A 21,799-nucleotide genomic window follows, 5' to 3' on the forward strand; every position below is an offset into this window, starting at 1 on the left:
CCGGCAATCTTCGGCCGAACGTCCGGTGCCGCTATGGAGCCCATGCGGCTTTCGAAATGCCCCTCGAGCCGCTGCGCAAGCATTTGCGAAAAACGAGTTACCCCGCCGGACACGCAAGCCGCATGCGGCGGGGGCAAATCAGGCGCAAGGTGCGGGCATGGTGACTCGCCCCCCAGCTTGTGAGGAGCACCCTCCAACCACCTGTCCCGGACACCTCACGGGAGGCTAGGCGAGCCCCGGGCCTCCCCCTCACTCGCCAGCGCCACGAAACCTTACTCGCCGTCCTGCCCCTGACCTTGTGCCAAATGGCTGACGATCGCCAGGCAGGCCTTCACGCAACCCTCGATCGTCTCCGGACCGACCTTGCTGGTGAGCGACCTGAGGACCTCGTTGTACTTGGCTTCGATGGCTGCGATTTCCGCCCGGCCGAACTCCGTCAGAGACACCTGGGTCTTTCGCAAATCTTCGAATTGCTGAGCACGCGAAATCAAATCGCGGGCTTCAAGGTCCCTCAGGATGCGCGACAGGCTGGAAGCACGGACAAAGGTATTGGCTGCAAGCTCCGATGCAATCATCGGCGACTTTACCGCGAGTTCGTGGAGCACCCGCCACTGGGGCTCGGTCAACTCGGCTGCCTTTATCTCATCACGTACGGAGTCGATCACAGACTCATACGTGAGAAGCACCGTCTTCATCACATCAGGCACAAGAGGAACGTCCGAATTGCCTTCCGGGGCAACGTTGATTTTCAGAACCGGAATCATATTTGCGACTTCATACTCGATGTGGTTGGAAGGATCCAACAACGCATTAGTCAAATAAAATAATACTTGCAAGTATGGATTCCAAGCAAAATCACGACAACCAACCGCGACGCGGCAATTCACAAAAATAAACAGCCAATCAATCAACAGAGAAATATTCCCGTTCACTCACAAAGCACGCCACACAGGAATTTCATACCAAATGCAAGAGGCCAACATTATCACTATTTCATTTGGCATTTTTTGCGCACTTTGGACCGCAACGATCACAAGATAATACTAACTTACCTCCAAATGCCACATATGATCGAAGTGGCACCAAGCCAAGCTTGCATACAATACCCCCAGGACGGCTTGACCCAACGTAATGTTATATCGTAACATGGGTACAAACCACTTGGTGCGATAAATTCACGCATCTTCGCCTAAATCTCGGGCCTGCTGATTTTCTAATCAAAAAAGAAGATGCAACCCGTGCTTAATTTGTCACAGTTGAAAAGCGAAACTGCGACACCCCGGAGGCCGCATTCCGATGGCGCATGACCACCACCATGATCATGGTACCCATGATCACAGCCACCACGCTCACGATCATGGGCGTCAGGATCATCACGGCCATCAGGACCAACCCTCGACGCAAACCGAAGGCCTCTACGCCATCGGCCTGGATCTCGATTCCCGCTCCATCGAACGGCCGACGCCGGCCGCCTCCCGCACTGTCGAGACCTTCCCGTCCATGATGCGCATGGGCATTCTCGCCCGGATGGCCCTGGCCATCTTTGCCATCATCTTCATTTGGACCGCTGCCGTCCTGGTGATGGGATGACCGCCTTGCCCGCCTCAGCCACCATCAAGTTCGTGAATGCCACCATCGGTTACGACCGGCATCCCGCAGTGCATCACATCAGCACGGAGATTCGGGCCGGCTCGCTGTCCGCAATCGTCGGCCCCAACGGCGCCGGCAAGTCGACCCTGCTCAAGGCCGTCGTCGGTCTCCTGCGCCCCATGGGCGGCCATATCGAGATCGGCGGCTGCGCCCGCCGACGCATCGCCTATCTGCCGCAGCAGGCCGATCTGGAGCGCAGCTTCCCGCTACCAGTATTCGATTTCGTCGCCATGGGCCTGTGGCACCGCCGCGGCCCCTTCGGAGGCTTTCGCCGGGCAGACGACATTGCTGTGGCCGAGGCGCTCGGCACCGTCGGCCTTGCGGGTTTTGAACGCCGCACGCTCAACACGCTCTCCGGCGGCCAGATGCAACGGGTCCTGTTCGCCCGCCTGTCGCTGCAGGACTCGCCCCTGATCCTGCTGGATGAGCCCTTCAACGCCATCGACGACCGAACTGTGGAAGACCTGATGGCCTTCGTCCTGCGCTGGCGGGACGAAGGGCGTACGGTACTTGCCGTGCTGCACGATCTTGCGGACGTCCGGACCTACTTTCCGGAAACCCTGCTGATCGCCCGACGTCTCGTCGCCCACGGCCCCACCAGGGATGTGCTGACACCCGGCAACCTCTCGCAAGCCAGGCACATGACCGAAGCCTGGATCGACGCCGCGCCCTATTGCGACGATCACCACACCCACGCCGCTTGAGTGCCGGAGTCCTGATGTCCCCGTTTGACCTTGTCCAGCCGTTTGCCGATTTCGCCTTCATGCGGCGCGCACTGGTGGGCACCCTGATCCTCTCGGTAACGGCCGCCCCCATCGGCGTCTTCCTGCTGCTGCGCCGCCTCAGCCTGACCGGCGATGCCATGGCCCATGCGATCCTGCCGGGTGCGGCCATCGGCTATCTGCTTGCCGGCCTCAACATCTACGCCATGAGCATCGGCGCCGTCGGCGCCGGCCTGCTGATCGCGCTCGCGGCCAGCGCCGTGACGCGTCTGACCCCGTTGCGGGAAGACGCCTCGCTGGCCTGCTTCTACCTGATTTCGCTCGCGCTGGGCGTCACCATCGTCTCGCTGAAGGGATCGCAGCTCGACCTGATGCACCTGCTGTTCGGCTCGGTGCTTGCGCTGGACGACACAACCATCGTCTTCATCGCTTTCGTCTGCTCGGTGACGCTTGTGGTCCTCGCCGTCATCTGGCGCGCCCTGGTGCTGGAATGCATCGATCCGGCCTTCCTGCGCGTCGTCGGCGGTCAAGGGGCCTGGGTTCACCTCACCTTCATGGTGATCATGGTGCTGAATCTCGTGGCCGGCTATCAGGCGCTCGGCACGCTGCTGTCCGTTGGCCTGATGATGCTGCCCGCCGCCACCGCACGCTTCTGGACGCGTACGCTCGGCGCCCTCACCTTCCTGGCCATTGCCAGCGCCATGATGGCGGCCTTCGCGGGACTGCTCATATCCTACTATCTGTCACTGCCCTCAGGCCCGGCGATCATTCTCGTCGCCGGCAGCTTCTATCTGATTTCCGTGCTGTTCGGGCCGGTCGGCGGCATCGTCACCTCGCGGCTGCCGTCACGCCACAGGATCGCCTGAGGCGCCGCCTGTACACTGCCCGACGAGGCGACGGCTGAGTTCAGCCGCCTTCTCCGCCGCTGGTTTCAGCAGCTTCGGCTCGTTGGCGCATGGCCACATTGCGCGCCCGCAGGATCCTGAGACGCTGAGCCAGCTCGTCGATCCTGCGGCTATCGTCATCTGAGGGCGCCGCCACCTCGCTGGGCACGCGTTCCTGCCGCGCGGCAAAGTCCACGTGAATGACCGGGGCCGACACGGGCTCGTTGACCATGCCCTCGGCGGGGCGCTCAGACGTCAGATCGGCGATGGCTTCCGACAGGGAGGCAATACGGGCCTCCGCTTCCACCAGAGCCATCTTCATCTCCGCCGCCTGCGTCTCCGCTTCCGAGAAGCGGAACTCCGCCTGGCTGGACACCTGGGCCTCAGCGGCAAGCCGCCGCTCGAGCTCACGCCGGTCCGCTTCGCTGCGCGTGGCCGCTTCCACCGCGGTCAGCGCTTCCTGGCGCGCCGAACCCAGTCGCGTTTCCAGCTCGGCCACAGTGGAAAGGAAGGACGCCTTCTCGATCTCCAGCACGGCGATCCGCTCACGAACAGAAGAGAGCTCCAGTTTGGCTTCCGTCAGAGCCGTCGACGCCCGCTCGCGCTCCAGATCGACACGAGCCATCTTGGCCGCCATTTCGGCACGCACCGCGTCCTTGGCGGCCGCAACTTCAGCAAGGGTCAAGGGCAGGGATCGCTCCAGGCGGCGAATGGCAAGGCGCGACGCGCGTGCATTCAGCGCCGGCAAAAGCAGCAGCGCCAGCAATCCGGCGGCAAGTACACCAAGAACGAAGAACAAAACACTTTCGATCACGACGATGCCACCCAACGAGGCCGAGAAATATGCGGCCTCCTGACTGTCGCCTGAACGTTATCAACGGTCAAGATTAAGCTTAAGACAAGGTTACCGGGCCGATCGCAAATGCATTCGGCCCGGTCCATTTTTGCTTGTGACACTCCTCAGAAGGGGTTCCAGGTCGCCGACTGGGTAAACTTCAGATAGCCCACGTTGACGCCGAGCCGTGCGCCGACGCCGGACCGCACCGGCACCAGCGTCGTGGCGCCGCCCCGCAAGGCGGTCAGACCGAAGCCGCCGACGAAATAGGCCGATCCGTCCACCCCGCCATAGCGACGAAACAGATCCCCGACCGACTGCAGGTTATAGACGAGGATCATGGTGCGCGCGCCGTCGGCCCCGAGGTCGAAGCCGAGGCTCGGCCCCTGCCAATAGACCTTGTACTGGCCGGCGTTGCGGGTATAGAGCGTGCCCTCGCCGTAACGCAGCCCGCCGAAAATGGCTCCGCCGCCTTCCTGGCCGAGAATATACCCGTTGGGCTGACCATAGCTCGAAACGGCCTTTTCGATGACCGACGCCAGTCCGCTGGACACCTGACCGAAGAACTTGTTGCCGGTCTCGACCAGTTCCTGAGACGAATAGGCGGAGCCTTGCGGTTGCGCCAGGGCTGGCGCCATCGGCAACGCTGTGGCCATGACCAGCAATCCGACCAGGGCGACGACACGTCGAAACAGTTTGCGCATGACCTAACAACCTCCAGCTTTGACCGGGTGATGAGACCCGGCCGCAACATTTACGGTCTACCTGGGCTACGGTGCCGGCTCGCGGTCCTCTCACCTGGCAGCGGCCGCCGTCCCCGTGTGCCGTTAACCTCACCGATACCCGACGGGCCGACAATTGCCGACAGGCACAACCGATCCGGTCATGATGATACACGCGAATCAGGCATCAAGGCGGCGACATTTGAGCAGGATTGAAGCAGTCCTGGCTATGGCCCTATTCGTCTTTTTCGCAAGGGTCGTGCCGGGCTTCGCGTTTGACGAGCGTATCGTCTTCGACCCCTACACGGGCCTTTCGCTGGGTGGTTACGACCCGGTCGCCTATTTCACGGATGGTACCGCAGTCCGCGGCAACGACGAGAACGAAATCGTCCTCGGGGACACCTTCTGGCACTTTGCCAACAAGGGTAACGCCGACGCCTTCCGCTCGTCGCCACAGACCTATGTCCCCGGTTTCGGCGGCTACTCGCCGCTGGGCATTGCCCGCGGCGTGCCTCAGCCCGGCAGCCCGATCATTTTCGCGATCTACGACAATCGCGTCTACCTCTTCGCGTCCGAGGACGACCGCAACACCTTCATCGCCGACCCAGCCGCCGCAGTCGCCGCTGCCAAGGCGGAATGGCCGAACGTTCTCAAGCTTCTCGCCTACTGACCGGCGATGGCGCTTTTGCCCAGCTTTCTGCGATGGCGGCTTGGCACGGCTGGCTTGCAAGGGTATCCAAGGCTGAACTGATCAGTGCGATTCGGCATGCGCCGCATCGTGTCGTCCCCGCCATGCACGGAACTTTCTCATGTCCGATCCCGTCAAGTTTGAAGCTCTGGACTTTGCCGCCTTGCTCTGCTCGCGCGTCTGCCACGACATCATCTCGCCGGTCGGCGCCATTACCAACGGCATCGAAGTTCTCGATGAGGAAGACAGCGAAGAGATGAAGGCTTTCGCCTTCGACCTCATTCGCAAGAGCGCCCGAACCGCCTCCGCCAAGCTGCAGTTTGCGCGCCTCGCCTTTGGCGCGGCCGGCTCGGCCGGCGCTGAGGTTGATCTGGGCGACGCCGAGACGGTGGCCAAGCGCTACATGGAAAGCGAGAAGGCCGAGATCGACTGGCAGGCCGTTCGCCGACTGCTTCCCAAGAACCAGGTCAAGCTGCTGCTCAATCTCCTGCTGATGTCGCTGCAGGCGATTCCCCGCGGCGGCAAGGTGGTCATCACCGTCACGGGCGATTTGCCGCTGCCGACGCTGCGCATCGAGGCAACCGGCCCCGCGGCCCGCATTCCGCCGCGTATTGTCGAACTTTTGAAGGGCGATCTTGGCGACCACATGGACGCACACGCCATCCAGCCCTATTACGCCGGTGCACTCGCCCGTGCGGCAGGTCTGGAGATCGATGTCGCCAAGACCGATGAGACCACGGTGATCTTCGAAGCCAAGGCTCCGGTCGCGGCGGAAGTCGCAACCTCCTGATATTCATCGTTAAAGCTGGCTAAGCTCAGGGGACGGGGACCTTCCGCAGCGAGGGTGTCCGTCCCTCAGCATTTGCACGCACCCGTAGAACTCGGCAAAGACTCGCCAAATGCACGTTTCGGCATTCAAGACAACGCTAGGCAGTTTTCCATACTGAATTCCTGCAAGCTGATGCTCACAGTAAAGATGTTTCAACAGCGTCTCGTGAATTTCAATCAATATTAACGGTTTAACGGGACACTTTCCCCAAAGAGACCGCGATGCCGGTGCGGTTCGGCAGGATTAGACTCCTGCCACGAGGGCCTTCTTTGGGGGTGCAGTATGGACGACCTTTTGCGTGAATTTCTCACGGAGACGAACGAGTCGCTCGACGTGGTGGACGTTGAGCTCGTGAAATTCGAGCAGGAACCCAATAACGCACGAATTCTCGATAATATTTTCCGCCTCGTGCACACCATCAAGGGCACTTGCGGCTTCCTCGGACTGCCACGTCTTGAAGCGCTGGCGCATGCCGCTGAAACCCTGATGGGCAAGTTCCGTGAAGGAGCCCCGGTGACGCAGGACGCCGTGAGCCTCATCCTGCAGACCATCGACCGCATCAAGGGCATCCTGGCCGAACTCGAAGCCAACGAGGGCGAGGAGCCCAAGGGCGAGGATCGCGACCTGATCTCGCAACTCGAGGCCATGTCCCTGGCTGGTGACGCTGCGAAGGCGGAAGCCAAGAAGGCACCGCAGGCGGCTCCTGCGCCCAAGAAGGAAGCTGCCGGCGGTACTCTCGTCCAGCAGGTGCTGGAGCGTGAACTGCGCCCCGGCGAAGTCTCCCTCGATGAACTCGAACGCGCCTTCCGCGAAACCGAAGTTGAAGTCGAGACGCCGGAAGTGCCCGTCGCTGCCGTTGTGGAAGAGGCCCCCGTGGTCGCTGCACCGCAGCAGGCAGGCATCGACTTCAACCGCGTCGCCGCCGAAATCGAAGCCCGCATGAAGCAGGCTCAGCCGGAAGCGCGCGTCGAGAAGGCCGCCAAGGTCGTCACCGAAGACTCCGACGCCGACAGCAAGGGCGACAGCAAGGGCTCGGTCTCCAGCCAGTCGATCCGCGTCAACGTCGAGACGCTCGAACACCTGATGACCATGGTGTCCGAACTGGTGCTGACCCGCAACCAGCTGCTCGAAATCGTCCGTCGTCACGAAGACAGCGAATTCAAGGTGCCGCTGCAGCGCCTCAGCAATGTCACCGCCGAACTGCAGGAAGGCGTCATGAAGACGCGCATGCAGCCCATCGGCAACGCCTGGCAGAAGCTGCCGCGCATCGTTCGCGACCTCGCACAGGAACTCGGCAAGCAGATCGAACTCGAAATGATCGGCGCCGAGACCGAACTCGACCGCCAGGTGCTCGAGCTCATCAAGGATCCGCTCACCCACATGGTCCGCAACTCTGCCGACCATGGCCTCGAGCGCCCGGAAGACCGCAAGAAGGTCGGCAAATCCGAGAAGGGCGTGATCAAGCTCAGCGCCTATCATGAGGGCGGGCATATCATCATCGAGATCGCCGACGATGGTCGCGGCCTCAACATGGAGCGCATCCGGCAGAAGATCATCGAGAACGGGCTGGCCACCGAGGCCGAGCTCGAGAAGATGACCGAGAACCAGATCTACAAGTACATCTTCGCCCCCGGCTTCTCGACGGCTGCCAAGGTCACCTCCGTTTCCGGCCGTGGTGTCGGCATGGACGTGGTCCGCACCAACATCGAGACCATCGGCGGTACGGTCGATCTGAAGTCGGTTGCCGGCAAGGGCTCCACCTTCACCATCAAGATCCCGCTGACGCTCGCCATCGTCTCGACCCTGATCGTCGAAAGCTGTGGCGACCGCTTCGCCATCCCGCAGCTCTCCGTCGTCGAACTGGTTCGCGTTCAGAGCAACTCCGAGCACCGCATCGAGCGCATCAAGGACACCCCTGTCCTTCGTCTGCGTAACAAGCTGCTGCCGCTCGTTCCGCTCGCCAACCTCCTCAACATGGAAGTTTCGGCTGAGAAGAGCGAAGACGAAGGCTTCATCGTGGTCATGCAGGTGGGCAACGTCACCTTCGGCCTGGTGGTCGACGGCGTGTTCCACACCGAGGAAATCGTCGTCAAGCCGATGTCCAAGATGCTGCGCCACATCACCATGTTCTCCGGCAACACCATCCTGGGTGACGGCTCGGTGATCATGATCATCGATCCCAACGGCGTCGCCAGCGCCATCGGCACCGCGGTCGCCTCCGAGCTGGTCGACCACCACGATGCCGACAAGCAGCGTGGCGTCGAGAACGATGCCAAGATCTCCATGCTGCTGTTCCGCGCCGGTTCGGCCGAACCCAAGGCTGTCCCGCTGTCGCTGGTCACGCGCCTCGAAGAGTTCGAGATCGAGAAGATCGAGCATTCCAACGGTCGCGACCTCGTGCAGTATCGCGGTTCGCTCATGCCGCTGGTCTACCCGAACTATGACGTGCACCGCCGCGAGGAAGGCACCCAGCCGATGCTGGTCTTCTCCGACGCCGGCCGCTCCATGGGCCTGGTGGTCGACGAGATCGTCGACATCGTCGAGGAGTCGCTGAACATCCAGGTGGGTTCGGACGTCCCGGGCATCCTCGGCTCCGCCGTCATCAAGGGCAAGGCCACCGAGATCCTCGACATCGGCCACTACCTGCCGCTGGCCTTCGAAGACTGGTTCAAGCGCAAGGAAATCTCGTCGGCGGCGCTGACGCGCAAGCTGTTGTTCCTCGACGACAGCGCCTTCTTCCGCAACATGCTCGGCCCGGTCATGAAGGCCGCCGGCTTCGACGTCACCGTCTGCGCTTCGGCTACCGATGCCATGCGCCTGCTCGGCGACGGTCAGCTGTTCGACGTCATCGTCTCCGACATCGAGATGCCGGTGGTCAACGGCTTCGAGTTCGCCGAGATGCTGCGTCGCGACGCCCGCTTCAAGCGGACGCCCATCATTGCTCTGTCGGCGCTTTGCACGCCGGCTTCGATCGAGCGCGGTCGCCAGTCCGGCTTTGACGAGTATGTCGCCAAGTTCGACCGTCCGGGCCTGATCGCCGCCCTCAAGGAAATCACCAGTGCCGACTACGGGATTGCAGCATGAGCGCGAATGACCACACCCCTGGCGCCGCCGCCAACGACACCCACTCGGGTCAGATCCAGTATGTGACTGTCTTCATCGGCGGTCAGCTGTTCGGCCTGCCCATCCACAAGGTGCACGATGTCTTCGTGCCCGAGAGCATGACGCGCGTGCCGCTGTCGGCCTCCGAGATCGCCGGCGTTCTGAACCTGCGCGGCCGTATCGTGACCGCCATCAACATGCGTCGCCGCCTCGGTCTGCCGCTGCGCGAAGGCAACCACGGCATCATGGCTGTCGGCATCGAATATCGTGGTGAGTCCTACGGGCTGATCATCGACGAAGTCGGCGAAGTGCTGAACCTCGACGCCGCCGGACGCGAAGCCAACCCCGCCAACCTCGACCGTCGTTGGGCCGAGATCTCAGGCGGTGTCCATCGCCTCTCCGGTCAGCTCATGGTGATTCTCGACGTGGAACGCGTCCTGGGTCGCATGCTTGAGGCGGCCTGAGACGAAAATTTGACCGTCGCTGCAACGGTCCCAAGGAGTGACAAATGAAAACCTGTCTCGTGGTCGATGACTCGAGCGTCATTCGCAAGGTGGCCAGACGCATCCTCGAGGATCTGTCCTTTACCATCTCGGAAGCGGAAGACGGTCAGCAGGCCCTGGAAAAGTGCCAGGAAACCATGCCGGATGCCATCCTCCTGGATTGGAACATGCCGGTAATGGATGGCCTTGAGTTCCTGGCCCAATTGCGCAAGCTCGACGGCGGCGAAGCTCCGAAGGTGGTGTTCTGCACCACGGAGAACGACGTCGGGCATATCGCCCGCGCCATCCGCGCCGGCGCCAATGAATACATCATGAAGCCCTTCGACCGCGAAATCGTGGAAGCGAAGTTCCAGGAAGTCGGGCTCATTTAAGCAAGAAATTAGTGGAGGACCGTTGCCCATGTCGGCAATCGCGCGCCAATCGTCCTCGACCGGGGCTGTCACCGATCCCATTCGCGTGATGGTGGTCGACGACTCCGTCGTCATTCGCGGCCTCGTCGGTCGCTGGCTCGATGAAGAGCCAAACCTTGCCGTGGTTGCCAGCCATCGCAACGGGCGCCTTGCGGTGGACGATGTGCTGAGATCCAACCCCGATGTTGTGATCCTCGACATCGAAATGCCTGATATGGACGGCTTGACCGCCCTGCCGCTGCTCCTGGAGAAGAAGCGCAATCTCGTGGTGGTCGTCGCCTCGACGCTGACCCGCCGCAATGCCGAGATCTCGCTGAAGGCGCTGTCGCTCGGAGCGGCCGACTATGTCCCCAAGCCGGAAACCAACTCCGGCGTGACCACCTCGCCCGAGTTCCGTCGTGAGCTCATCGAGAAGGTACTGAACCTCGGCCAGCGCGCCCGCAGCCGCATGGCTCCTGGCAGTTCGCCGGCAGCGCCCCGTCCGGGCGCCATGCCCCAGCGCGGCATTGCTCTCGGCGCGCCCGCAGCCCAGGCTGCCAAGCCGCACCGCGCGGCCAGCTTTACCCTGCGCTCCTACGGTAACGTTAAGCCGAGAGTCCTTGCGATCGGCTCGTCCACCGGCGGCCCGCAGGCGCTCAACACCCTGTTCGGCGAAATCGGTTCGTCGATCGGCCAGGTGCCGGTGGTGCTCACCCAGCACATGCCGCCCACCTTCACCGCCATTCTCGCCGAGCACCTGACCAAGGCCGCCGGACGTCCGGCCAGCGAAGGCAAGGACGGCGAAGTGCTGGTTCCCGGACACATTTACGTCGCCCCGGGCGGCCGCCACATGATCCTTGCCAAGAGCGGCTCGGACGTGGTGGTGCGCCTGACGGACGGCCCGCCGGTCAACTTCTGCAAGCCGGCCGTCGATCCGCTGTTCAAGTCGGTGGTCGAAATCTACGGCACGGCAACATTGGGTGTGATCCTCACCGGCATGGGCTCGGACGGCGCCGAAGGCGTGCGTCAGATCGGCCAGGTCGGCGGTAGCGTCATCGCCCAGGATGAAGAAACCTCCGTGGTCTGGGGAATGCCCGGCGCCGCTGCCCACACAGGCATGTGCTCCGACGTTCTGCCCCTCAACGACATCGGCCGCAAGGTTTCCAAGATCCTGCTCGGAGGGCGTCCATGACCCCGGCAGAATATGACTATCTGCGGCAGTTCCTGAAGGCGCGGTCCGGTCTGGTTCTCTCCAACGAGAAGCAGTATCTGATCGAGAGCCGCCTGCTCCCGGTCGCCCGCAAGGCCGGCCTGCAGTCGATCGCCGCTCTGGTCGCCAAGCTGAAGGAGCCCCGCGAGACCATTCTCGCCGAGGCGGTCGTGGAAGCCATGACCACCAACGAGAGCTTCTTCTTCCGCGACAAGACGCCCTTCGAACACTTCACCCAGGTGATGCTGCCGGAGATGCTGAAGGCGCGCGCCCAGCAGAAGCGCATCCGCATCTGGTGTGCCGCCGCATCCACCGGCCAGGAGCCCTACACGCTCGCCATGTGCCTGAAGGAGATGGAGAGCAAGCTCGCCGGCTGGCGCATCGAGATCCTCGGCACCGACATTTCCAACGAAGTGCTCGACCGGGCCAAGGCTGGCACCTACACCCAGTTCGAGGTGCAGCGTGGCCTGCCGATCCAGTTGCTGCTGAAGTATTTCACCCAGCACGGCGAAAGCTGGACCATCTCGCAGAACCTGCGCTCCATGATCCAGTGGCGCAAGTTCAACCTGCTGGACAGTTTCCAGACGCTCGGCCAGTTCGACATCGTCTTCTGCCGCAACGTGCTGATCTACTTCGACCAGCCCACCAAGACGGACATCCTCGCCCGCATCTCCAAGATCATGACGCCAGACGGCTTTCTGGTGCTGGGTGCTGCCGAGACCGTGGTCGGCCTGTCCGATTCCTTCAAGCCGATGACCGACCGGCGCGGGCTCTACATGCCCAACCTCGCCGCCTCGGCTTCGGCCCAGCCGCCGCGCCTGTCCATGGTCGCCGGTGCAGGCCGGACCTTCTGATCAGCGCCATCGTCGCTTCCACGACACGCCGGGCCGAAAGCCCGGCGTGTTGCATTTTGGGGAAGTCAGCTGCCGGCTTCCGTCCGCTCATGCGGGCGCAGCATGGTGAAGCTGTCGCGCACAACCGCATAATCCTTGTAACCGAGGCGCGTCAGCACCGGCGCCTTGGCGAGATCGACATAGCCGTCGGTCAGGATGGCTTCGTCAATGTGGATGGCCACTACTTCGCCCAGCACCAGGAAATTGTCGGGAACACCGCCGTCGCGGCCGACGATCGGCACCGTCTGCAGATAGACGCATTCGAGTGCCGCCTTGGCCTCCCCTACACGCGGGCAAGCCACCGCCGTCCCGGCAACGGCCGTGAGTCCGGCCAGCCCGAACTCGTCCACCTCCGGCGACACGGGCGCCGACGTCTCGTTCATCGCTGCGCTCAGGTCCGCCGTCACCAGATTGACGGTGAAGCAGCCCGTGGCTTCGGCATTGCGCTGGCTGTCCTTGTTCGGTCCGGCCGAGAAGCCGACCACATGCGGATGCGTGCCCAGCGCGTTGAAGAAGCTGTAGGGCGCCAGATTGGCGATGCCCTCCGCGGACACCGTTGAGATCCAGCCGATGGGACGCGGCACCACCAGTGCCTGGAACGGATCATGCGGCAGGCCATGGCCTTCCGAAACGCGATAGAACATGACCTCACTCCTGCCAGTAGGTCACGATGTCCTTGAGGTCGGGCCGCGGCCGTTCCTGCGGCGGGATGGTCGGTGTTCCCACATGGATCAGACCGGCGATCCGCTCGCCCGCCTGCACGCCCAGCACGGCCGCACCTTCAGCGTCATAGGTCATCCATTCGGTCAGCCAGTTGGCCGCATACCCCATGGCATGGGCCGCGATCTCGAGATTGAGACAGACCGCGCCGGCCGACAGTTCCTGCTCCCAAACCGGGATCTTCACATGCTCGGCCGCTCTTGAAATCACCAGGATCACCAGTGGGGCCTTGGCGAGACGGTTGCGCTCTTCCTCGAGCCGTGCCTCCGTCACCTCCGGATTGCGCGCCTTGACCAGGGCCGCCAGCTTCTCGCCTGCCGCCTTGCGCGCTTCGCCCTCGAACACCACGAAGCGCCAGGGCGCCAGCTTGCCATGGTCGGGCACGCGCGCGCCAATGGTCAGCAGCGTCTGGAGTTCTGCGGCGGTCGGACCGGGAGCGGCCAGAAACGCCGGCGGAATGGAACGACGCGTGGACAGAAGGTCGATGGTCGGGTTCATGCTGTCTCCGAAAGCAAGGCCGGGCAGCCCCTCGCTGCCCGTTGTTGCCGTGCAAGCTAGCCCATGGCAAGGCCCGCTGTGAACCGGCATTTCGCAAGGGAGGCAGTGGAAACAGTCCGATACGCACATCACATTTCCGTTGACGGAGCGCCACGCCTGCGCCGCATCTGCGCGGGGTGACTTGAAATGGCCACGAACTTCGGTGAAGACATTTCCCATGGAAGAGATCAGCGAGCGTCGCATGGTTCGGCACATCTTGACGTCAGCGATTGCCGCCCTGGCGATCGGCTTCGCCCTGTCAGGCGCGCCGGCGCAAGCGCAGGATCTTGGCGGCCCCGCTCCGGTCCCGCCCGCCGACATTCCCAATCCCGGAACCGCCGCTGCACCCCCGCCCAGTGCGGTGCCTCAGAGCACGGACCTCCTGCCGGCACCACAATTGCCGGGCGGCGCCACGCCCTACGCCCCCGACACCGAACTGCCCCGCATCGACCTGAAGCCGATCACGGCCGAGAAGCCCAAGGGCCGTCTCCTGCTGGCCGCCAAGCTCACCGACGATGGTCCGCAGATCAAGGCCGGCGTCGTCTGGCGCGTCTTCGGCAACGACCCCGGTCCCAACGGCAGCCGTCCCATGGTGGCGGAAGCCAAGGGTGGTGCTGCCACCTTCGAGCTGCCGTCCGGCACCTATCTCGTCTATTGCGGCTTCGGCTATACCGGCAACACGACACGCGTCGAACTCAAGGACGGCATCGCCAACCAGACCGTCGTGCTGAACGCCGGCGGCGTTCGCTTCAACGCCGTCACCGGCCCCAACAAGACCATCTCTGCCGACGACCTCACCTTCAACGTCTACTCGCCGGAAGTGGATTCGCGCGGCGAACCCAAACCCGCGGCCCTCGACGTGTCCCCCGGTGAGATCGTTCGCCTCGCAGCCGGCAGTTACAACGTGGTGGCCAACTATGGCGATGCCAACGCCAACACCTCCGCCGAGATCGAGGTGAAGGCCGGCAAGCTCTCCGACGTCACGCTGACCGAGAAGGCCGCCAAGGTGACGCTGAAGCTGGTTGGCAGCGAAGGCGGCGAAGCTATCGCCGACACCAAGTGGAGCGTCTTGACCCAGGCAGGCGACATCGTCACCTCCGGCGTCGGCGCCTTCCCCTCCTTCGTGCTGGCCGAGGGCGACTACACCATCGTCGCACGCCATGAGGACACGCTGTTCCAGCGCGTCGTCACCATCGCTTCCGGCGACGACAAGGAAATCGAGGTCCTCGCCAAGGGCGGCGAAAAGGTCCGTCAGTAAGGCGCCCCGCGAGGGCATTCGAACCCGGAAGCGCCAAGGGCAAGGCCCTTACGCCCGCCGCGCCAGCGCCACGCCCAAACCAGCCCCCGCCAGCGCCACGGCCGTGATCCGGTGCCGCAGCCTTGCCTTGGCCGCAAGAAACCTCCGCGCACGCCCGGCCGCCAACGCCCAGACGCTGTCCAGCATCAGCCCCAGAACCAGAAAGGTGACCGCCAGAATGGCCAGGTCTCGCCCGGCTGTCTCGGTGCTGGTGATGAACTGAGGGAAGAAGGCGCCGTAGAAGGCCAGCGTCTTGGGATTGGTCAGCGACACCATGAAGCCTCGCGCGATCACCCGCCCCGCCGGCTGCCGCTGTGGCTTGACGGCGCCGAGATCATCATCGACCGCCGTCCAGCTCTTGTAGGCAAGCCAGAGCAGATAGGCGACACCCGCCCAGCGCAGCCAGTCGAAGGCATCGGCCATCACGCCGACCAGACGGGTCAAACCGAACATCACCAGCGCCAGCTGAACCAGCGCCGCCGAACTGGTCCCGAGCACGGTTACCAGGCCCTGGCGCGTTCCATGCGCCACCGAGTTGGCCACGATCAGCGCCACATTCGGCCCGGGAATGAGGATCAGCACCACGGTCATCGCCACAAAGGCGAGATACATCTCAAGCGTCATCGCGTCCGCCCCTCACCCGCCACCGGCGATTCATGCGAGCTCATGTTGGCTCACCGCGACTCATCCGGACTCATGCCGTCCATGCGGACTCATGAGCCGGCATGGGCGCGAGCAGCAGCCGTCCCCCGCCTCAACCCTTCAGGAAGGTCGCGAACGCGTCCTTGTGGTCGGGATGCCAGCGCGACAGCGCTGGCCGGTTCTCGATGATGTCACCGATCGCCCAGGCCATGCGCTTCTCGTCGAGTTCGCGCGGCGTCTCGTTGTCAGGGCAGAGAATGTAGAAGTCGCCGCGCGCGATCCCCTCGAACATGAAGTCAGCCACTTGCGCTGCCGACCATGCACCCGCCGGCTTCTCTGCATCCAGCCTGGAACCGTTGATGCCCGTGAAGGTCCAGCCGGGAATGAGCAGATGCGCCGCGATCCGCCCTGGAGCCGCCGCCCTCAGTTCATGCGCCAGCTGCTCGGTCACCACCTTCACCGCTGCCTTGGAGGCGTTGTAGGCGGCGTTGCCCGGTGGGCAGGTGATGCCCTGCTTGGAGCCGGTGTTCACCACCAACCCGGCCTCACCGCCCGCGATCATCCGCGGCACGAAAGCCTGCACGCCGTTGATGACGCCCCACATGTTGACGCCCATCAGCCGCTGCCAGTTTTCATAATTCTCGAAGGTCCCGCCACCGTCGCCGATCGCCGCATTGTTCATGAGAAAATGCACGGCGCCAAACTGCTGGTAGGCCACCTCGGCGAGCTGGCTCACGGCCTTCATGTCCGATACGTCGGTCAGGACCGCCAGCGCCTCCGGCGCCCCCATGGCCTTGGCAGCGGCTGCCACGGTGGCCAGTTCATCGGCGATGACATCGGCCAGCACCAGCTTCATCCCCCGCGCGGCGCATTTCAGCGCCACCGCCCGGCCGATACCACGCGCCGCCCCCGTGATGACCGCCACATTCGCCTTGGTGAAAATATCCGACATGCCTGCCTCCTACCGCGCCAGTTCCTTGAGGCCTGCGCGGATCAGCTGCGTCGTGGTCGCCTCTTCGCCTGCCGCCTTGGCCGCCGCGCTCACGGCCGCCGCCGCCTGCAATTGCGCATAGCCAAGATTGACCAGCGCCGACACCGCCTCGGCCACCGGCCCGGCAACGCGGGCCTCGGCCACATCGGCAGCCACGCGGATCACCGACGGATCGGCATCCGCAAAGGCCGGCGCCTTGTCCTTGAGCTCGGTGGCAATGCGTTCCGCCACGCGCTTGCCCACCCCCGGCGCCCGCGCGATCGCCGTCAGATCCTTCATCGAGATCGCCGTCGCCAACTGGCCGGGATCAAGCACCGACAGCACGCCCAGCGACACCTTGGCACCAACGCCCTGCACCGTCATCAGCAGGCGGAACCATTCGCGCTCGATGTCATTGGAGAAGCCATAGAGCCGGATCATGTCCTCGCGCACCATGGTCTCGATGGAGAGCGTTGCCGCCTCGCCTGCCTTCGGCAGCCGCTGCAGCGTGCGCGACGAACAGAACACCTGATAGCCGACGCCATTGACGTCGAGGATCACCCAATCGTCGCCGAAACTGTCCACCACGCCCTTGAGCTTGCCGATCATGATGCCGCCCGTCTCCCCTGTCTGCTATCCCGCTGCCGCGATCTTGGCGAGCCGCCCCACCACCGAACCGCGATGATGGGCATGCGTCAGCGCGATGGCCAGCGCGTCCGCGGCGTCGTCCGAGTTGAACGTCGCCTTGGGCATCAGCACCTTCACCATCACGCGGATCTGCCCCTTCTCGGCATGGCCGGCGCCGACGATCGCCTTCTTCACCGCATTGGGCGCATACTCGGCCACCGGCAGGCCGCGCCGCGCCGGCGCCAGCAGCGCCACGCCGCGCGCTTGTCCCAGCTTCAGCGTCGCGCCGGCGTCCTTGTTGACGAAGGTCTGTTCGATGGCCGCCTCATCGGGCTGAAACTCATGCAGCACCACGTCGAGCCCGTCATGGATCTGCACCAGCCGGCTCGCCAGATCGAGGTCGGCGTCCGACGTTACCGATCCCGACGCCACGAAGCGTACGGAATTGCCGACCGACTCGATGACGCCCCAACCGGTACGGCGAAGGCCGGGGTCGATGCCGATGATTCGCGTGACTGTACTCATGCGGCGAGCCTAGCCGTGCGTTCTTGTTTTGTACAGAGCCTCGGATCAACCATCGGCCAGTACAGTTGAACGACAGGCGAGAGGAAGGCCGACGCGCGGTCAGGAGCCGCGTACCGCGCTGACAAAAAAAGCCCGCCGCCTCCGGATCGCAAACGACCGGAGGCGGCAGGCCCTCAGCAAGGACGTCAGGCGCTGACGGCTTCCAGCGCCGGATAGTCGCTGTAGCCTTCTGCGCCGAGCGCATAGACCGTAGCCCAGTTCACCTCGGCAATGGGAGCGCCAGCCTTGAGGCGCGCCACCAGATCCGGATTGGCGATGAAGGCCGAGCCGAAGGACACGGCGCTCGCAAGGCCGCTGTCGAGATCGGCCTGCGCCTTGGTGGCGTCCAGCTGCTCGTTGGTGATGACCGGGCCGCCGAACTCCGCCTTCAGATGCGGCGTGATGCGATCGTCGCCCGGATATTCCCGGGTGAAGATGAAGGCAATGCCGCGCTTGCCGGCTTCGCGGGCCACATGGCCGAAGGTGGCCTTCGGGTCGCTGTCGCCGATGTCATGGCTGTCGCCGCGCGGTGCCAGATGCAGACCAACCCGGCTTGCACCCCAGACGTCGATGCAGGCGTCGAGAACTTCCAGCATCAGCCGGGCGCGGTTCTCGATGGAGCCGCCGTAGGCGTCCGTGCGCTTGTTGGTCTTGTCCTGCAGGAACTGGTCGAGCAGATAGCCGTTGGCGCCATGCACTTCCACGCCATCGAACCCGGCGCGCTTGGCATTCTCGGCGCCCTTGCGATAGGCGGCGACAACACCGGCGATCTCCTCGGTCTCCAGGGCGCGCGGCTGCACATAGGGACGCTTGGGGCGCAGGAGGCTGACTTCACCGGCCGGCTGGATCGCCGAGGGAGCAACCGGCTTCTCGCCGCCAAGCAGCACCGGATCGGAGATGCGGCCCACATGCCAGAGCTGCAGGACGATGCGACCGCCGGCCTTGTGCACGGCCTCCGTCACCAGCTTCCAGCCTTCCACCTGCGCATCCGACCAGATGCCCGGCGTGCGCTCGTAGCCAACGCCCATCGGCGTGACCGAGGTCGCCTCGGAGATGATCAGACCTGCGGCGGCGCGCTGGGCGTAATACTCGGCCATGACAGGCACGGGCACGCGATCTTCGGTGGCACGGGCGCGCGTCAGCGGCGCCATGACGATGCGGTTGGGCAGCTCAAACGCGCCAAGGCGAACGGGATCAAAAAGAGTGGGCATGGAGACTCCTTGGTGGACAACCCATCATGATTTGATATTTCGAGAATATCGAACTAACGACGTCGATATACGACGCCTTCATCGCTTTGCCAATCGGGGAGCGGTCAACAAAATCGTGAACTCGGTCTTCCCGAAAAGCCCCCGGAAGCAAAGCCAGTGAAGATCTGTCTGCTGTCAGGAGGAACCAGACGCCCCCTCCTCATGATCGGGATGCTGGTGGGACACCACGTGGTCGAAAAACGTCGCCCGCCGCTCCGCCTCTTGCTCAGCCGTCCGCCGCGGCAGCACGTCCAGTTCGCCGAACCAGCTCATCTTGTTCTGCAGCCCCACCTGGATCGACGGCTTGATTGCCTCCGGATCGTCAAAGGCGCCGACCGCCAACTCCATGCTGTCGCCGCCCGCGTCATAGGTCAGCGGCGTGCCGCATTTGGCGCAGAAGCCGCGCCGCACCAGATTGGAGCTCTGGAACCAGCTCGGCTCCTCCTTGGTCCAGGTGAGATGCGCTTTCGGCGCTGAGACAAGCGGCGCAAAGAAATTGCCGAAGGCCTTCTGGCACATGCGGCAATGGCAGATGCCGGCCCGGCCGAGCGGCGCGTCGACGACAAAGCGCACGGCGCCGCATTGGCAGCCGCCAGTCTTGCGATACCCGGACATCGGATTCCCTCCGTTCAGCCGACAGCCGTCACCGTTCGGTGAGCTTCAACTCGATGCGGCGGTTCTTGGCGTTGATCTCGTCGGTGTCGCCGGCTTCCAGCGGCTGGAACTCGCCAAAGCCCGCCGCCACCAGATGTTCAGGCGAGATCCCCTTGCTGATCAGATACTTGACCACCGAGATTGCGCGCGCCGACGAAAGCTCCCAGTTGTCGCGGAAGCGTCCGTTGCCCGACAGCGGCCGCGAGTCCGTATGCCCGTCCACGCGCAGCACCCAGGCGATTTCCGGCGGGATCTGCCCTTCCAGCTGCAGCAGCGCTTCCGCCAGCTTGTCGAGTTCGCCCTGACCGGCGGCATTGACATCCGCCTGCCCGGAGTCGAACAGCACTTCCGACTGGAACACGAAGCGGTCGCCCACCACGCGCACGTCGGCGCGCTGCGACAGGATCTCACGCAGGCGGCCGAAGAAGTCCGACCGGTAACGCGCCAGTTCCTGCACCTTCTGCGCCAGCGCCACGTTGAGCCGCTTGCCGAGATCGGCGATCTTGGCCGAGCTTTCCTTGTCCCGCTGCTCGGACGCATCCAGCGCGTCTTCGAGCGCCGCGATCTGCCGGCGAAGCGCGGCAATCTGCTGGTTGAGCAGTTCCACCTGCGCCATGGCCCGCTGGCTCACCCGCTTTTCGTCGGCCAGCTGCGTGTTCAACGAGGACACCTGGCTGTCGGCCACGCTCGCGGCCCCGTTCTGGCTGTCGAGCAGTCCCTTCAGCTCGTCCCGCGAGGCGATGGCGTCCTTGAGATTGGACTCCAGCAGCGAGACGTTGTCCTGCAGGTCGCGATTGTTGGCCCGCTCCATGGCGAGCAGTTCGGTCAGCTCTGCGATCTGCGAGTTGAGCCGGTTGAGCACCGTGTCCTTGTCGGTGATCTGCTGGCTGAGGAAGAACTGGGCGAGCGAAAACACCGACAAAAGGAATATGATCGACAGCACCAGTGTCGTCAGCATGTCGACGAAGGCAGGCCAATAGTCCTGCTGGGCGGTGAATCGACGGCGGCCGAGAGCCATGGTCTATTCCCTCGACGAGCGTTCGACCGCTCCGGTCAGCAGCTCCAGGAGACGACGGATCTCCTTCTGCTGCTCGCCCTGCGTCTCCGCCCAGCTGCGCACCAATTGCTGCTCGGCCCGCATGTGCTGGACGAGCCCCTGAATGCCCTCGGCCAGATTGGCCATGGCCTGGTTGGAACGACCAGCCGAGCCGCCCTCTTGCATGCTGCGCGCCAGCCGATCGAGCGCACCGCGCAACTCTTCCGACGTCTCCGCCCCACGAATGGCATCGCCCACCGCACTGGCGTCCAGCTCAGCCTGGGTCGACAACCAGTCTTCGAGATCGAGATAGAAGCGGTTCTGCGCCTGCCCCGCCTGAAGATCGAGGAAACCGAGCACCAGCGAGCCGGCCAGACCGAACAGCGAGGACGAGAAGGCCGTTCCCATGCCGCTCAGCGGTGCCGACAGGCCGCTTTTCAGATCCTCGAAGATCACCGAGGCATTGCCCGAGCCCACATCCAGCGCCTGAATGGTGGCGCCTACCGAATTCACCGTGGCAATCAGACCGTAGAAGGTGCCGAGAAGGCCGAGGAAGACGAGCAGACCGGTCATGTAGCGCGAAATGTCCCGCGCCTCATCGAGACGGGTCGCGATCGATTCGAGCAGCGAGCGCATGGTCGATGTCGAAATAGACTGTTGTCCGAGGCGATCGCCCAGCAGCGTCGCCATGGGCGCCAGCAGCACCGGCGGCCGGCGCACCTCGAGGCCCGGCTCCCCGAAACGATAGGAGTTCACCCAGCGCACTTCCGGGAACAGGCGGATCACCTGCCGGAAAATCAGGATGATGCCGACAAAGGCCACGGCAAAGATCAGCCCGTTGAGGCCCGGATTGGCCATGAAGGCGGCGTCCACCTGCCGGAACAGCAACATGCCGATGAAGGCAACGATGATCAGGAACACCACCATCCGCCACAGATAGACCTGCGGACTGGTCAGCTTTACTCCAGACAAATCCCTAGCCATGACGCTGCCTACCCTGCACTGCCACATTTCCCGCCCGGCCTCGGGCGGCGGTTTAGTTAACGCGATTTTTACCGTTCAACGCAAGGCATTC

General features: G+C 63.7%; 24 protein-coding genes. 11 read left to right on the top strand and 13 right to left on the bottom strand.

The genetic code is table 11. From position 1 onward, the window contains the following. Window positions 1-272: 272 nt before the first annotated feature. Window positions 273-911, bottom strand: a complete 639-nt coding sequence (locus tag L2I41_RS11765) for a MarR family winged helix-turn-helix transcriptional regulator (RefSeq protein ID WP_237153749.1) — start codon at window positions 909-911, stop codon at window positions 273-275. 385 nt (window positions 912-1,296) lie between these two features. Between L2I41_RS11765 and L2I41_RS11770 the strand changes: the two genes are divergently transcribed. The 3 genes from L2I41_RS11770 to L2I41_RS11780 are packed head-to-tail and all read left to right on the top strand — an operon-like array spanning window position 1,297 to window position 3,238. Next, window positions 1,297-1,590 carry a hypothetical protein gene (locus tag L2I41_RS11770; protein ID WP_237153750.1) on the top strand — a complete coding sequence of 98 codons (294 nt, stop codon included), beginning with the start codon at window positions 1,297-1,299 and terminating at the stop codon, window positions 1,588-1,590. Further along, window positions 1,587-2,354 (top strand): metal ABC transporter ATP-binding protein, encoded by a 768-nt coding sequence (locus tag L2I41_RS11775; protein WP_237153751.1) that lies wholly within the window; start codon window positions 1,587-1,589, stop codon window positions 2,352-2,354. The genes L2I41_RS11770 and L2I41_RS11775 overlap by 4 nt, the downstream gene beginning before the upstream one ends. A gap of 14 nt (window positions 2,355-2,368) precedes the next feature. Beyond that, window positions 2,369-3,238, top strand: a complete 870-nt coding sequence (locus L2I41_RS11780; protein WP_237153752.1) for a metal ABC transporter permease — start codon at window positions 2,369-2,371, stop codon at window positions 3,236-3,238. 40 nt (window positions 3,239-3,278) lie between these two features. Here the strand turns inward: L2I41_RS11780 and L2I41_RS11785 are convergent, their stop codons facing one another. Next, entirely contained in the window at window positions 3,279-4,070 is a 792-nt protein-coding gene (locus L2I41_RS11785) for a hypothetical protein (protein ID WP_237153753.1), read from the bottom strand. A gap of 146 nt (window positions 4,071-4,216) precedes the next feature. Then, entirely contained in the window at window positions 4,217-4,795 is a 579-nt protein-coding gene (locus L2I41_RS11790; protein WP_390634142.1) for a DUF1134 domain-containing protein, read from the bottom strand. Between the two features lie 247 nt (window positions 4,796-5,042). On the opposite strand from L2I41_RS11790, the gene L2I41_RS11795 reads away from it, so the two are divergent. The 7 genes from L2I41_RS11795 (at window position 5,043) to L2I41_RS11825 (ending at window position 12,388) form a co-directional block, all read left to right on the top strand. Continuing rightward, on the top strand, window positions 5,043-5,483 hold the full coding sequence (locus L2I41_RS11795; RefSeq protein WP_237153754.1) for a YHS domain-containing (seleno)protein: 441 nt from the start codon (window positions 5,043-5,045) through the stop codon (window positions 5,481-5,483). 139 nt (window positions 5,484-5,622) lie between these two features. Further along, complete coding sequence (gene chpT, locus L2I41_RS11800; protein WP_237153755.1) at window positions 5,623-6,291, top strand: histidine phosphotransferase ChpT; 669 nt, start codon at window positions 5,623-5,625, stop codon at window positions 6,289-6,291. Between the two features lie 321 nt (window positions 6,292-6,612). Further along, on the top strand, window positions 6,613-9,414 hold the full coding sequence (locus tag L2I41_RS11805) for a hybrid sensor histidine kinase/response regulator (RefSeq protein ID WP_237153756.1): 2,802 nt from the start codon (window positions 6,613-6,615) through the stop codon (window positions 9,412-9,414). Further along, window positions 9,411-9,896, top strand: coding sequence for a chemotaxis protein CheW (locus L2I41_RS11810; protein WP_237153757.1), 486 nt, complete (start codon window positions 9,411-9,413; stop codon window positions 9,894-9,896). The genes L2I41_RS11805 and L2I41_RS11810 overlap by 4 nt, the downstream gene beginning before the upstream one ends. Window positions 9,897-9,940: 44 nt before the next feature. Then, window positions 9,941-10,306 carry a response regulator gene (locus tag L2I41_RS11815; RefSeq protein WP_237153758.1) on the top strand — a complete coding sequence of 122 codons (366 nt, stop codon included), beginning with the start codon at window positions 9,941-9,943 and terminating at the stop codon, window positions 10,304-10,306. A 28-nt stretch (window positions 10,307-10,334) separates the two neighbouring features. After that, complete coding sequence (locus L2I41_RS11820) at window positions 10,335-11,516, top strand: protein-glutamate methylesterase/protein-glutamine glutaminase (RefSeq protein WP_237153759.1); 1,182 nt, start codon at window positions 10,335-10,337, stop codon at window positions 11,514-11,516. After that, complete coding sequence (locus L2I41_RS11825) at window positions 11,513-12,388, top strand: CheR family methyltransferase (protein ID WP_237153760.1); 876 nt, start codon at window positions 11,513-11,515, stop codon at window positions 12,386-12,388. The genes L2I41_RS11820 and L2I41_RS11825 overlap by 4 nt, the downstream gene beginning before the upstream one ends. A 65-nt stretch (window positions 12,389-12,453) precedes the next feature. Here the strand turns inward: L2I41_RS11825 and L2I41_RS11830 are convergent, their stop codons facing one another. Further along, window positions 12,454-13,071, bottom strand: a complete 618-nt coding sequence (locus L2I41_RS11830) for a flavin reductase family protein (RefSeq protein ID WP_237153761.1) — start codon at window positions 13,069-13,071, stop codon at window positions 12,454-12,456. A gap of 4 nt (window positions 13,072-13,075) precedes the next feature. Then, window positions 13,076-13,645, bottom strand: coding sequence for a nitroreductase family protein (locus L2I41_RS11835; RefSeq protein ID WP_237153762.1), 570 nt, complete (start codon window positions 13,643-13,645; stop codon window positions 13,076-13,078). 217 nt (window positions 13,646-13,862) lie between these two features. Between L2I41_RS11835 and L2I41_RS11840 the strand changes: the two genes are divergently transcribed. Further along, window positions 13,863-14,942 (top strand): RgsD C-terminal domain-containing protein, encoded by a 1,080-nt coding sequence (locus tag L2I41_RS11840; protein WP_237153763.1) that lies wholly within the window; start codon window positions 13,863-13,865, stop codon window positions 14,940-14,942. A gap of 48 nt (window positions 14,943-14,990) precedes the next feature. Here L2I41_RS11840 and L2I41_RS11845 read toward each other — a convergent pair whose 3' ends face one another. From L2I41_RS11845 to L2I41_RS11880, 8 genes are all read right to left on the bottom strand, one after another. Continuing rightward, complete coding sequence (locus L2I41_RS11845) at window positions 14,991-15,605, bottom strand: LysE family translocator (RefSeq protein WP_237153764.1); 615 nt, start codon at window positions 15,603-15,605, stop codon at window positions 14,991-14,993. 130 nt (window positions 15,606-15,735) lie between these two features. Then, on the bottom strand, window positions 15,736-16,575 hold the full coding sequence (locus L2I41_RS11850) for an SDR family NAD(P)-dependent oxidoreductase (protein ID WP_237153765.1): 840 nt from the start codon (window positions 16,573-16,575) through the stop codon (window positions 15,736-15,738). Window positions 16,576-16,584: 9 nt separating this feature from the next. Then, entirely contained in the window at window positions 16,585-17,202 is a 618-nt protein-coding gene (gene ruvA, locus L2I41_RS11855; RefSeq protein ID WP_237153766.1) for a Holliday junction branch migration protein RuvA, read from the bottom strand. A 24-nt stretch (window positions 17,203-17,226) separates the two neighbouring features. Continuing rightward, window positions 17,227-17,745, bottom strand: a complete 519-nt coding sequence (ruvC, locus tag L2I41_RS11860; protein WP_237153767.1) for a crossover junction endodeoxyribonuclease RuvC — start codon at window positions 17,743-17,745, stop codon at window positions 17,227-17,229. 185 nt (window positions 17,746-17,930) lie between these two features. Continuing rightward, complete coding sequence (locus L2I41_RS11865) at window positions 17,931-18,995, bottom strand: alkene reductase (protein WP_237153768.1); 1,065 nt, start codon at window positions 18,993-18,995, stop codon at window positions 17,931-17,933. A 174-nt stretch (window positions 18,996-19,169) separates the two neighbouring features. Next, window positions 19,170-19,649, bottom strand: a complete 480-nt coding sequence (locus tag L2I41_RS11870) for a GFA family protein (protein WP_237153769.1) — start codon at window positions 19,647-19,649, stop codon at window positions 19,170-19,172. A gap of 28 nt (window positions 19,650-19,677) precedes the next feature. After that, entirely contained in the window at window positions 19,678-20,706 is a 1,029-nt protein-coding gene (locus L2I41_RS11875; protein ID WP_237153771.1) for a peptidoglycan -binding protein, read from the bottom strand. 3 nt (window positions 20,707-20,709) lie between these two features. Further along, window positions 20,710-21,708 carry a flagellar motor protein MotA gene (locus L2I41_RS11880; RefSeq protein ID WP_237153773.1) on the bottom strand — a complete coding sequence of 333 codons (999 nt, stop codon included), beginning with the start codon at window positions 21,706-21,708 and terminating at the stop codon, window positions 20,710-20,712. Between the last annotated feature and the right edge of the window lie 91 nt (window positions 21,709-21,799).

Origin of the sequence: Oryzibacter oryziterrae, from assembly GCF_021864535.1 — a bacterium.
Taxonomy (GTDB): domain Bacteria; phylum Pseudomonadota; class Alphaproteobacteria; order Rhizobiales; family Pleomorphomonadaceae; genus Pleomorphomonas; species Pleomorphomonas oryziterrae.